The organism is Serratia sp. HNCC26DJ206, assembly GCF_057180605.1.
The window spans coordinates 1-12,100 of sequence record NZ_JBXUGP010000062.1 but is presented as its reverse complement, the minus strand read 5'-3'; the positions used below and the strand labels follow the sequence as shown (position 1 = coordinate 12,100).

The 12,100-nt window shown below is 51.0% G+C and carries 13 protein-coding genes; 4 read left to right on the top strand and 9 right to left on the bottom strand.

Going from position 1 to position 12,100, the window contains the following annotated elements:
• Positions 1-43: 43 nt before the first annotated feature.
• Positions 44-1,129: a porin OmpA gene (gene ompA / locus AC2A1E_RS23385; RefSeq protein WP_484385737.1), complete on the bottom strand. Its 1,086-nt coding sequence runs from the start codon at positions 1,127-1,129 to the stop codon at positions 44-46.
• Between the two features lie 360 nt (positions 1,130-1,489).
• A complete protein-coding gene (sulA, locus tag AC2A1E_RS23380; RefSeq protein ID WP_484385736.1) occupies positions 1,490-1,996 on the bottom strand; it encodes an SOS-induced cell division inhibitor SulA in 507 nt (168 codons plus the stop codon).
• A gap of 299 nt (positions 1,997-2,295) precedes the next feature.
• Here sulA and AC2A1E_RS23375 point away from each other — a divergent pair, with 299 nt between their 5' ends.
• Positions 2,296-2,958 carry a TfoX/Sxy family DNA transformation protein gene (locus AC2A1E_RS23375; RefSeq protein WP_484385735.1) on the top strand — a complete coding sequence of 221 codons (663 nt, stop codon included), beginning with the start codon at positions 2,296-2,298 and terminating at the stop codon, positions 2,956-2,958.
• Here AC2A1E_RS23375 and yccS read toward each other — a convergent pair.
• On the bottom strand, positions 2,947-5,091 hold the full coding sequence (gene yccS, locus AC2A1E_RS23370; protein ID WP_484385734.1) for a YccS family putative transporter: 2,145 nt from the start codon (positions 5,089-5,091) through the stop codon (positions 2,947-2,949). The two genes, AC2A1E_RS23375 and yccS, sit on opposite strands and share 12 nt — an antisense overlap.
• 25 nt (positions 5,092-5,116) lie before the next feature.
• Positions 5,117-5,569 (bottom strand): YccF domain-containing protein, encoded by a 453-nt coding sequence (locus AC2A1E_RS23365; RefSeq protein WP_459402212.1) that lies wholly within the window; start codon positions 5,567-5,569, stop codon positions 5,117-5,119.
• A 128-nt stretch (positions 5,570-5,697) separates the two neighbouring features.
• On the opposite strand from AC2A1E_RS23365, the gene helD reads away from it, so the two are divergent.
• Positions 5,698-7,752 carry a DNA helicase IV gene (gene helD / locus AC2A1E_RS23360; RefSeq protein WP_484385733.1) on the top strand — a complete coding sequence of 685 codons (2,055 nt, stop codon included), beginning with the start codon at positions 5,698-5,700 and terminating at the stop codon, positions 7,750-7,752.
• Between the two features lie 34 nt (positions 7,753-7,786).
• Here the strand turns inward: helD and AC2A1E_RS23355 are convergent, their stop codons facing one another.
• Positions 7,787-8,245 carry a methylglyoxal synthase gene (locus AC2A1E_RS23355; protein ID WP_473187628.1) on the bottom strand — a complete coding sequence of 153 codons (459 nt, stop codon included), beginning with the start codon at positions 8,243-8,245 and terminating at the stop codon, positions 7,787-7,789.
• 124 nt (positions 8,246-8,369) lie between these two features.
• Positions 8,370-9,041 carry a DUF2057 family protein gene (locus AC2A1E_RS23350; protein WP_484385732.1) on the bottom strand — a complete coding sequence of 224 codons (672 nt, stop codon included), beginning with the start codon at positions 9,039-9,041 and terminating at the stop codon, positions 8,370-8,372.
• 217 nt (positions 9,042-9,258) lie between these two features.
• On the opposite strand from AC2A1E_RS23350, the gene AC2A1E_RS23345 reads away from it, so the two are divergent.
• Complete coding sequence (locus AC2A1E_RS23345) at positions 9,259-9,672, top strand: CoA-binding protein (RefSeq protein WP_484385731.1); 414 nt, start codon at positions 9,259-9,261, stop codon at positions 9,670-9,672.
• A gap of 67 nt (positions 9,673-9,739) precedes the next feature.
• Here AC2A1E_RS23345 and hspQ read toward each other — a convergent pair whose 3' ends face one another.
• Positions 9,740-10,057 (bottom strand): heat shock protein HspQ, encoded by a 318-nt coding sequence (gene hspQ, locus AC2A1E_RS23340; protein ID WP_024913550.1) that lies wholly within the window; start codon positions 10,055-10,057, stop codon positions 9,740-9,742.
• A gap of 61 nt (positions 10,058-10,118) precedes the next feature.
• A complete protein-coding gene (gene rlmI, locus AC2A1E_RS23335; protein WP_459402217.1) occupies positions 10,119-11,309 on the bottom strand; it encodes a 23S rRNA (cytosine(1962)-C(5))-methyltransferase RlmI in 1,191 nt (396 codons plus the stop codon).
• A 95-nt stretch (positions 11,310-11,404) separates the two neighbouring features.
• On the opposite strand from rlmI, the gene yccX reads away from it, so the two are divergent.
• Positions 11,405-11,683: an acylphosphatase gene (yccX, locus tag AC2A1E_RS23330; RefSeq protein ID WP_459402218.1), complete on the top strand. Its 279-nt coding sequence runs from the start codon at positions 11,405-11,407 to the stop codon at positions 11,681-11,683.
• Between the two features lie 3 nt (positions 11,684-11,686).
• On the opposite strand, the gene tusE is transcribed toward yccX, so the two are convergent.
• Positions 11,687-12,016, bottom strand: a complete 330-nt coding sequence (gene tusE, locus AC2A1E_RS23325; protein ID WP_484385730.1) for a sulfurtransferase TusE — start codon at positions 12,014-12,016, stop codon at positions 11,687-11,689.
• Between the last annotated feature and the right edge of the window lie 84 nt (positions 12,017-12,100).

The following is a 12,100-nucleotide window of genomic DNA, read 5'->3' as shown; positions in this document are numbered from 1 at the left end:
AAAAAACCCCGCAATGCGGGGTTTTTTACTAAGGAGAGGTAACTTAGCCCTGAGGCTGAGATACAACTTCTTTGATGCCTTTAACTTCGATCTCTACGCGACGATCTGGAGCCAAGCATGCGATCTGTGCTGGGGTAGCACGGCCAGAGCGGTAACCACAGGTGTCACCGGTAACTGGGTTAGCTTTGCCCATACCACGAGCGGTGATCTTGTCTGCTGGGATACCTTTAGAAACCAGGTAATCCACAACGCTACGTGCACGTTGCTCAGACAGACGCAGGTTAGACTCAGCAGAACCTACTGCGTCAGTAAAGCCGACAACTACTACAGAACCGTCTTTCGGATCCAGAGAGCTCAGTTGGCTGTACAGTTCATCCAGAGCGTGTTGACCTTCTGGCTTCAGAGTAGATTTGCCGAAGTTGAACAGAACACCAGAAGACAGGGTGAACTTCTTGGTTTCAACAACTGGAGCTGGGGCTGGAGTTGGAGCAATTACTGGAGCAGCAACTTCATCCTGGCCGAAACGGTAAGAAACACCAACGCTCAGCATGGCGTTATCTGGACGAGCACCAACGGTACCTTTGTCACCGATGTTGTTAGTCCACTGGTAATCCAGGCGGGTAGCCCAGTTCTGGGTCAGAGCGTATTCAAGACCTACTGCTGCCAGAGGAGAAACGCCAGTATCGTGAGCACTGATACGATCACCAGTTGCACCGTAGTAAGCGGTAGAATCTGCACGCCAAACCATACCACCCAGACGAGTGTAAATGTCCAGATCGTTCATGATTGGGTAGCTCAGCTTGGTTGCCAACTGAATGCCTTGAGCTTTGAAAGCACCATTGTTCACGCTGCCTTTGTAAGGCATACGGCCAAGCCAGTCATAACCCATTTCGAAGCCCAGGTATTGGTTCGCTTGATAACCTACAAACGCGCCTGTACCCAGTTGAGTTCTGTGGGTTGGACCATTGCCGATAGTGCTGTCAAAGCCATTACCGTCGAACCCAGTGTCATAATACTTGGACCAGCCCAGTTTTGCGCCGGTGTACCAGGTGTTATCTTTTGGGGCGGCTTGCGCTACGGTAGCGAAACCTGCCAGTGCCACTGCTAATGCGATAGCTGTCTTTTTCATTTTTGCGCCTCGTTATCATCCAAATAGGCAATGAGCTTTAAAGCTGCTTTAAGCCCTTGGTTTAAATTCATTCGCCCAGGTTTGTACCCTCGTTTGTCACTCTGCCAGTTTTTCTGGCCTTATAGAGCAACCTCGGCGATGTAAAGTCTACAACGTGGCGCGAAAGTTACAAGTGTGATGTGATAAAGCTCTAAAAAAAAACATGGAACTAGACATATTCGCTAACATATTACAACAAGAACCGTGTCTGCTTTTTGTACAATAATTGATGCGAAACCCCAGCCAACCTAGCTTTGTGCATGATCCCATGTGAGTTCTCTCACTAGGGGTAAAGAACGATGGGAAAAATCCTAAATTTACTTAATGATACAAAGAAGAGTGAATTTTTAGCGTAGAACAGTGTCCGTGTGAGGGATCTACGTCTCGCTGCGGGCGCATTATGAATCCATAAGCGTTACCCAATTCCGCTGCCCGACTCAATTTTAGGCGATCTTCTTCGGTCAGTTCTGGCAACCATCCAAGCACGACACTGTAATTACCGGTCAGCAATGCTTTCTCCATGGCGTCGACGGTATCCATTGGGCTGATCTGGCTCAACTGTACCACTTTATCGACAGGTAACTGGGCTTGCTGTAGCCACTGCTTGCTGAGCTTCTGTTGTGGGGTCAGCCATAACAGCCAGCGTGACTGCATACCCAGCTGTTGCAGCAGTGGTACAAGGAGTTGCGCCACAACGGGTTGGTGCTCGCTGTAAACAAGTTCACTGATGAGTCCATTGACCTTACCGTTGTGAGACATTTCTGCAGTCTTGTTAACCGCAAAAGAAGTATGGCTGAACTGGGGTTGATAGAGTGATTGAGTACGCATGAAGTATCCCGCCCGTAGTGTTACTGTATGTATGTACAGTATAGCTATCAAAACAGAAGATCAACTCAAATTTTCGTGACGCCTCGCATATTTGCGATTCTTTTTTATACACCTCAATTTTGTGATTGGCACCGAAGGGGATAATGCGTATTTTCCCTAATTAGTTGTTCCAGTTACGTTTATTTCATTGATGTAACGAATGTCTATGCCTAATGGATTTCAAAATATAGGTGAGCAGCAACATCCCAGCATATTGAGATGTGGCGGGTATAGATCATCATTCACTCAAGGAGGTTTTAATGAAAGGCAGGTCTGCAGGAAGGATCGCACAGGCAAAAGTCTGCTTTGCCGCATTAGGAAAAATTACTACACGTTCGCAATTTGGCGGATACGGCTTGTTGGCCGACGGCACGATGTTTGCCGTCATTGCAGAGGGAGAATTGTATTTGCGTGCTACCGAGAGCCTGGAGTCGACATTTCGTGGGCGTGGGATGGTGAATATGACGTATCTAAAGCGCGGGGCGCCAGTGACCATGCGCTATTATTGGGTGGATGAATCCTTATGGCAGGAAAGCCAGGAACTGTTCGCGCTCGCCTGGCAGGCGGTGTGTGAAACACGTAAAGAGATTACGGTGAAAACCCGCAGCAATGGTAGGTTGAAAGACTTACCGAACATTGATGTAGCAATGGAACGCTTATTATGGCGGGCTGGCATACAGAGCATTTATGAATTGCGCTTGCTGGGTGCCAGAGATTGCTACCTCAAACTGTTGCAGCAGCAACAAGGTCTCGGCATGAAAGTGTTGATATCACTAGCTGGAGCACTGGCGGGGTATCACCATGCCGCATTACCAGCCTCTCAGAAGGAAGAGTTGATCGAGTGGTTCGAAGAAACCATGGTGCTTCCTTGTCTGAAGCCGCGTTTGGAAAAAAAGTCGGGCACTTGGCCCCTAAATAATTAATTCTGCTTTACCGATCTGTGCGTTGAGTGCCGTCAGTTCTGGGAGCAGTTCAAGCACTAATCCAATTTGTTGCAACACCAGTTGTTCTTCACTTTCAGGTTCAGGCGTTAACTGCTCGATACGTGCGGAGAGCGTCTCCAGAGCTTGCATGATACGTTGATGGTCTTGTGCATCGTGGTGCAATGCGCCATCAACATAACATACGGCATCATTTAGCAAGTCCAGCACGGCGGAGTTATTCAGGCGCTTGCGGTGTGCTCCGAGTGCTGAAATATAGCTTAGCAGTGTGTGGTTAAGACACAACAAGCGGAAAGCCGCGTCCTGAATGGTTTTATCTGCTTTAGGGTCCGCAGACATGTTGGAAATCACTGAAGCCAGTTCTGCATCGCTGTTATGTGCATCCCGGCGGGCAATGCGATAAGGCAAACCGTTATCCTTGCCCTGATGATATTGCACCATAATAGCGTCCAGATAGCGGCAGTTGGCATTAAGCGTTTTGCGCACAACCGCAGATAATTGGCGGAACTTCCAGTCAGGCCAGATAAAACTCACTGCTGCCCAGGCGATAGCACAACCCAAAAGGGTATCGTAAACGCGCGGAGCCGCCACTTCGAATCCTTCACCCAGCAGGTTAAAACACAATAGAACCAGCAGGGTGATAAACATCGTGGCATGGGCATATTGCACGGTACGGAACGCAAAAAACAGCACACCAGAAATGACGATCAGAATCATTTGCCCTTCCAGAGAGGGGACAAAGTACAAGATCGGCAGGCCAATCAAAATACCCGCCAGCGTCCCGATGATACGTAACGCCAAGCGTCGGCGGGTGGCGTTGTAGTTTGGCTGGCAGACAAACAGGCTGGTCAGTAGGATCCAGTAACCGTGCTGTAGATTGGCAATCTGGATAAAAGCGTAGCCTGTGCATAGCACGACTGACATGCGAACGGCATGGCGCAGTAAGGCCGACTGGGGCGTCAGGTGGCGGCTGATACGCAGACGAATATCGCTCCAGCCGGTGAGGCGATCGTCTGACAGACTGTTCTCTTCCGTCTGTTCATTGGCCAGCGCCTGTTCTGACTCAATATTGGCCAACTGTGCATCAATAGCCCGCAGGTTCTTCAACAGGTGTGAGAGTGCTCTGGTCAGTTCACGGTTTTCTGCGGTGATCGCAATCTGTGCCAGCGCCTCTTCTATACGGGTAAATGCCGGTTCAAAGCGCGGGTTATGAAGATATTTCTGCCGTAGCAGGATCGATTGCGCCAACTGCCGACAGGCACGAGCCTGCATGGTGAGCAAACGCTGGAAACGAAACAGAATATCGCTGTGGCGGAATTGTTGACTCAGTGTCTGATATTGCACATGAGAGGAACTGGCTCGCTCATGAATATCTTGCGCCACAAAATAGTAGTGCAACGTCCTGCGGGTGCCGCGCTGGCCGCGATCGCCCTTCAGGCGGGTAAGCAAAGAGGCTTTGGTTTGGTTGAGCGTTGAGACCAGCGCGCTGTTGGCCATTGCGACATCCATCCAGGGCAAATCCTTGTCGTGCTCGGCATCCGGATCGAACAGGTTGGCCTTGGCATCCAGATAGTTTGCCAACTGTTCGTAGCTGCGAGCCAGGCTCTCCTGCAATGGCTTGATCGGGTACAGCAGATGGCCGATCAGCGTCAGCAGGTTGTACCAAATGGCACCGATAATCAGCAGCGTCGGTTGCTGATACCAGGCGTCATACATTGATGTGCCCAGCATGGTGTAGACAGCGATCAATAATGCACCAAAAGCAATGGTGGCATAACGCTGCCCTAGCGCGCCCAGCAGGATAAATCCGCAGGTTGAAGTCGTCAGCCCAAGAGCAAACCACCAAGGATAGGGGAAGAGCAATTCAATAGATGCTGAAGCAAGGAAAAAACACACCAGCGTAATCAGCAGGTTACGCAGTCTCCCGGCCAATCTGTCGTCCAGATCGGTTAACGCGGCTGCCACAACGCCCAGCGTCAGCGGGATGGTCAGTGTTGGCACTCCCAGCCACCAGGGCACCGCCGCAGCACCCGCCAAGGCAATAAAGATCCGCAGGTTGTAAAGCAGATTGCTGTTATAGGTATAACGCCTAATGGCTGGTGCAAAAGAGAGCACAAAAACTCCTTAATCGGAGAAAAAATTAACGTTTCTGGTACTGACGCCGTGCATTTTCCGCTCGCGCCAGTTGGGCCATTTCAACAGAAACGACGCGTCGCCCAACGGGCCACAGCGCGATGGCTGCAATCTTGAAATTGGTAATACCAACCGGGATACCGATAATGGTAATACACTGTGCAATTCCGGCAGCGATGTGCGACAGGCACAGCCACCAACCAAACAGCACCAGCCAGACGATATTCAGCAACGAGCCACTGGCGGCAAGCAGTGCGTTGCTCTTCTCTGGGTATAATTCATCCACGTGAATCGCTTCGTTACCGAATGGCAGGAAGGATAACTTGGTGATCTCCCAGCAGGAACGGGTCAGTGGTAGGGTAAAAATCAGCACTATGCTAAAGAAGGTGGCAATCAACCAACCAAGGGTTGTGAAGAAACCGCCCAACACGAAATTAAGAATATTCAATACGGTACGCATAGGCGACACTCTGCTCTAATGGTGGATATATTTACCTACTATTCTACCCTGTTTTTAACGCTAGAGTGCCACTGCTTATCGCAGGTAAACTGGCGATATTAATCTCAAGAGAATCATGGCGCGAGCATATGGAACTTAAAGCGACATCGCTGGGCAAACACCTGGCGCAGCATCCCTACAATCGCGTGCGGCTGTTGCATGCTGGCGTTGAAGTGAGCGGCGAGAAGCATGAATATCTTATCCCTTTCAATCAGTTAATTCATGTGCGCTGCAAGCGTGGCATCGTCTGGGGTGAGTTGGAGTTCGAGTTGCCTGATGAAAAGGTGGTTCGCCTGCATGGCACTGAGTGGCAAGAGACACAGCGTTTCTACCATTATCTGCTGCAATCCTGGCAGCAGTGGAGTGCTGAGATGAGCGCAGTCAGTGCGGGGGTATTGCAAGAGCAGGTTGAGCACATTGGTGTTATCGAACAGCAGGATAAATGGTTCAAGCGTTCTGAGTTGAGCAAACTGCAACAACAAATCCGTCAGGCTTTCGGGGCATTACCGATGCCGGTTGTGCGGCTGGACGAGTTTGATAATTGTCGCGAGGATTATCAGCGATGTCTGCAATGGTTGCAGCATGGCCAACGTAGCGTCGTGCAGCGCAACCAGCAGTGGACCGAGCGTATGTTGGAAACCCACCACGATTTCTTCCAGACCATTGAAACTTCACCACTGAATGTGTCGCAAAGCCGAGCGGTGGTGAACGGTGAGGATTCTGTGCTGGTGCTGGCCGGTGCGGGCAGCGGTAAAACGTCGGTCTTGGTCGCACGGGCCGGGTGGCTGTTGCGTCGTCAGGAGGCCGAACCAGAGCAGATCCTGCTGCTGGCCTTTGGCCGAAAAGCCGCTGATGAAATGAATGAGCGCATTCGGGATCGCTTGGGGAATGTCGCCATTCAGGCCAAAACCTTCCACGCGCTGGCGCTACAGGTGATTCAGGAAGGGAGCCGCAAAGCCCCGGCAATCAGCAAGCTGGAAACCGACAGCAAAGCGCGCCGGGCATTGTTGATAAAACACTGGCAACAGCAATGCACAGAGAAAAAAGTGCAGGCCAAAGGCTGGCGTCAGTGGCTGATAGAAGAGTTGGAATGGGAAGTCCCCGAGGGGGATTTCTGGCATGACTCGCGTTTGGCGGAGCGTTTGGCCGGGCGTCTTGAGCGTTGGCTGGGGTTGATGCGCACCTATGGCGGTAGTCAGGCCGAGATGATCGCACTGGCTGATGAAGAAATCCGCGATCTATTCGCCAAACGCATCCGGTTGATGGCGCCGTTGCTGAAAGCGTGGAAAGCCGCGCTGAAGGAAGAGGGCGCGGTGGATTTTGCCGGGCTAATCCATCAGGCGGTCAATATTCTGGATAAAGGGCGTTTTATCAGCCCGTGGAAACACATTTTAGTGGATGAGTTTCAGGATATCTCGCCGCAGCGGGCTCAACTGCTGGCAGCATTGCGCAGGCAGAATAAGCAGACCTGCCTGTTTGCCGTCGGTGATGACTGGCAGGCTATTTACCGCTTTAGCGGTGCAGAACTTGCGCTGACGACCGCATTCGCCGCGAATTTTGGTGAGGGTGCGCAATGTGCCTTGGATACCACCTATCGTTTCAACGATCGTATCGGTGAAGTAGCGAACAGTTTTATCCAGCAGAACCCGCATCAGCTGAAAAAGCCGCTTAACAGCCTGACTCAAGGCAATAAAAAGTCAGTGGTTATTTTGCCGCAGGAGCAGTTGGAAGCCTTGTTGGACAAGATGAGTGGTTATGCAAAACCCGAGGAGCGCATTCTGGTGTTGGCGCGTTATCATCACCTGAAACCCGATGTGTTGCTAAAAGCCGCAACGCGCTGGCCGAAGCTGAATATTGAGTTTATGACCATACATGCCAGCAAAGGGCAGCAGGCGGAATATGTGATTATTGCCGGGTTGCACGAGGGGAATGATGGGTTCCCGGCAATTGCCCGTGAATCGTTGATCGAAGAGGTGTTATTGCCGCAGCCGGAAGATTTCCCTGACGCTGAAGAGCGGCGGTTGCTGTACGTGGCACTGACGCGCGCCAAACATCAGGTGTGGCTATTGCAGGATCGCGAATGCCCGTCGGTGTTTGTTGAGCAATTACAGGATATCGGCGTACCGCTGCAGAAAAAGCCGTGAATGCAGGCCTGGTGGCAGCACCAGGCCTTGACGGTTATTTCAGACGAGCTTCGAGATACTTTTGATAATCAGGAATGGTGATCTCGATTTCGCGTTTGAACATCGGTGAGTCGATGAGGAAATCTGCTGTGGAGCGGTTGGTGGCGACGGGAATGTTCCAGACGGTCGCTAGGCGCAGCAGCGCTTTCACATCGGGATCGTGCGGTACGGCGTTGAGCGGATCCCAGAAAAAGATCAGCATATCGATCTTGCCTTCAGAAATGAGTGCGCCAACCTGCTGGTCACCCCCCATCGGGCCGCTCAACATGCTTTGAACCGGGATGCCGCTGGCTCGCTGAATCAAATTGCCCGTGGTGCCAGTGGCATAAAGTTGATGTTGCGTCAGTATATCCTTGTGATCTTCAACCCATTTCAGCAGAGCTTGTTTACGATGATCGTGCGCAACCAGCGCGATGTGCTTGCGTGCGGCGATGGTGCGGGTGGTCTGTTCCATATCAGTGTCCTTGGCAACTCAAATGATTCGCTACAGATTACTGAAACTGCTTTTCACTGCCCAGCGTTAACACCGGAAAATGCGAGTAAAACACGCCTTTGCATAAGAAAGGCGTGAATGAATCTCAATGAGTGGCACGTTGGCTGGCCCAATTGATAAAACGCTTTTGCGTTTCTTTATCGGCCTGCAAGAACCAGTATTGCAGCATCTGCTCTGATACGTTCTCCCCTTTCATGGTAATCACCTTCTGGTTTGCCTTAGCGGAGTTTGGCGGATCTGCGATGATGGTGGCACGCAGATGTGCCAGTGCGGGCACAGACGCTGGGCGAGCCTGAGCGTTGTAATCGGCTATCACTTTTTCCAGATGGGTATCGGCAGACAGCGTATGCATCGGCAGCACATCGCGTTTTACCGCCAGCGCTTTGCCGTTCTTATCTATGATTTTATAATTCAACACATCATCAAAGTGCCTGCTTTCGCGTTCATTTTCGATACGTGGCAGTTCAATGCTGACCGAACTGACATTCTGACTATTGAACACTACTATCAATGGCAGTGAGGTATACAGCACTTGAGTCCGTGCATTCTTGCGTATGGATTTGGTGACGTTGAACAGCAACTGATGCTGTCCACCATCCAGCTCCAGGCTGTCTGCGCCTTTTAATAATGAGCCAGTTATTTTCTTGCCATCAACCACCAGTAAATCGATATCCGGTGAAAGTTTCAGGGTTGTAGCTGCGGCCGATACACTCAGCGAAAGACTGAATAGCCCCGCAACCACCAAACCAAATTTCATTGCTATTTCCTTTTCGTAGGACATGGTGATAAGTGTTGAGCACAGCGCAGGTTGTGTCAAAGTTTTTCAATATCACGCATTAATTTACATTTTAACATATTTATAAATATTTTGAATTAAAACGCCGCGGGTATGTCGCGAAGAAAAGCTCACTGATATAGAGCCTTCGGTTACACTTGAGAAAGGAATTTCCCCTACACCCTATCGGGAGTGAAACATGCAAGATCAAGACATTGCAGGCGTGCTGAAGCAGGTAAAAACGATTGCGCTGGTGGGTGCCAGTGATAATCCTGGTCGGCCCAGTTACGGTGTGATGGCCTATTTGCAGGCTCAAGGATACCAAGTGACGCCGGTCAGCCCGAAACTGGCGGGGCAGACGCTGCTTGGCCAGCAGGTTTACGCCAAACTGGAAGACATTCCTTATCCTATCGATATGGTTGATGTATTCCGCAACGCTGAGGCGGCTTACGGTGTGGCACAGGAAGCGATCGCTATCGGTGCCAAGGTACTGTGGTTGCAAATTGGGGTTATCAGCGAACAGGCTGCGGTGCTGGCTGGGGATGCAGGACTAAAAGTGATTATGGATCGCTGCCCGAAAATAGAGATCCCACGCTTGGGCCTTGAGCGCTGAATCCGCTAAAAATAAGGGCCTGGCCTCATATGCCAAGCCCTTACGCGGGTTTCTCAGGCTTTGGTGCTCAGTTGCGCAGGCGTGGAGCCTGTAACTGGTGGCGGATAGATTCCGCCAGTTCATCCAGCGAGGGTTGTTCTGGATGGGCATCCTGTTCTTCACCTGCTAACTGTACTTCAGCCAGATAAGTGTGAACCGGTTGACCTTCTTCGTCTTCCATCACTACGTGATACCAAGGTGCGAGACGCAGCTCATCGTTGGCTGCAATCTCGTCAGCTTTGGGTTGCTCCAGAGAGTATTCGGGGTCGATATCAATAACCACGCCCAAATACCCCAGCAATTTATGCCGTACCTGCTGTCCAATACCGAATTTACTGGCAATCATGATGACCTCCTGAGAAACAGTGCTTTGCCTTCTATATGAGGGCAAAACAGCGTATTTCAAGTTACATCACCCGACACGCAAACCCTTTCAAGTACAACCCTTCAGGGTAAGTTGCGATCACCGGATGATCGGCAGCTTGCCGGAACTGCTCTATAAATTGTACATCACGCCCGGCATCTACAGCGGCATCGGCTAAAATTTTCTGGAATAAATCGGTTGGCATCAGGCCGGAACAAGAGAAGCTGAGCAAAATGCCACCCGGGTTCAACAATTGCAGCGCTAACATATTGATGTCTTTATAACCACGGCAGGCGCCAGCCAGTTGATTCTTGTTTTCGACGAACTTGGGCGGATCCATGATGATCAGGTCGAATTTTTCACCTTGTGTACGATAGCTGCGCAGCAACTGGAAAACATCGTCACGCACAAACTCTGCCTTACTCAGATCCAGTTGGTTCAGCTCAACGTTCTGTTTGGCGATATCCAGCGCCGCCTGTGAAGTGTCCACGCTGATGACCTGTGTACAACCGCCCATCAATGCCGAAACCGCGAAAGCACCGGTATAAGAGAAACAGTTCAGTACGCGACGGCCGGCAGAATAGTTGCGCGCAGCCAAGCGGCTATCACGCTGATCGAGATAAAAACCGGTCTTATGGCCTTGCTGAATATCTACCAGCAATTTCATACCGTGTTCGGTAATTGGCAACAGAGCAGGTGGCAGATCGCCCAAAACCAGGCCTTGTGCTAAAGGCAGACCTTCTTTTTTACGCACGGCAACGTCGGAGCGATCGTAGATGGCGCACTCTGGATAGCAGTGCTGCAAGGCTGAAATCAGTGGCGCTCGCTGATATTCTGCGCCTGCGGAAAGCAATTGCAGCACCAGGAAGTTTTGGAAGCGATCGATGGTGATCCCCGGCATACCGTCAGACTCACCGGCAATCAGGCGATAACCATTCAACCCATCACGTTTTGCAACCCAGTCACGCCAGCTTTGCGCCTGTTGCAGACGACGGATAAAGAACGCAATGTCAATCTCTTCATCTTGTTGGAAGGTCCAGACGCGCGCGCGAATTTGTGATTCTGGCGAGTAAGCGCCGCGCGCCAGCCATTTGCCATGGCTATCGAGAATATCAATGGTTTCGCCAGAGAGAGCTTTACCTTCAAGGCGCAGAACCGCACCAGAGAAAACCCATGGATGGCGACGAAGTAAGGACTTTTCACGTCCCTTTGCGAGAAACAGGCGTACGGTCATAATTAAGTATGCTGCCAGCTAGATAAAAAAGAGTCACACTCTCTGGGCATCAGCGCAGAAAATGCCATAAACGAAAAATCGATAAGGAGTCGATTATGACACAAGTTTGTATTGCCGCGTATGTCTATGGTCTAGTGCAAGGGGTGGGTTTTCGCTATAACACGCAGCATAAAGCGACGGCGCTAGGGCTAACCGGTTATGCACGCAATCTGGATGATGGCAGCGTTGAAGTTGTCGCCTGCGGTGAACAGCCACAGGTTAATCAACTGGTTGAATGGTTAAAAAGCGGCGGCCCACGTGGTGCCCGCATTGAGCGCGTGCTGGTGGAGCCGCAAGGCGTCGCCGATCACAAAGGGTTCAGCATCCGCTACTGAATGTTAGATGCATTTCACCGGTTTTGGCAGGCCAGCGATTTTTGTCGCCTGTTTGGCTGGGCCTTTCGGGAACAAACGGTAAAGATAACGGCTGTTGCCTTTCTCTTCGCCGTATTTCTGTGCCATGGCTTTCACCAGCATGCGGATAGCGGGTGATGTATTAAATTCCTGATAAAAACTGCGCACAAAACGCACCACTTCCCAGTGTGCTTCCGTCAGCACGATCTCTTCCTGCGCCGCGAGTAGCGGGGCCAGGCCTTCTCGCCAGTCGGCGCTGTTTTTCAGGTAACCCTGGGCGTCAGTTTCAATTGTCTGACCTTCAAACTCCAACATACTGCCTCGGTAACAAATGATTTATGGCGGGCATTAGTCTAGCAAATTTTGGCTTCGGCAAAAAATAAAGCCCCGCAGGATTTG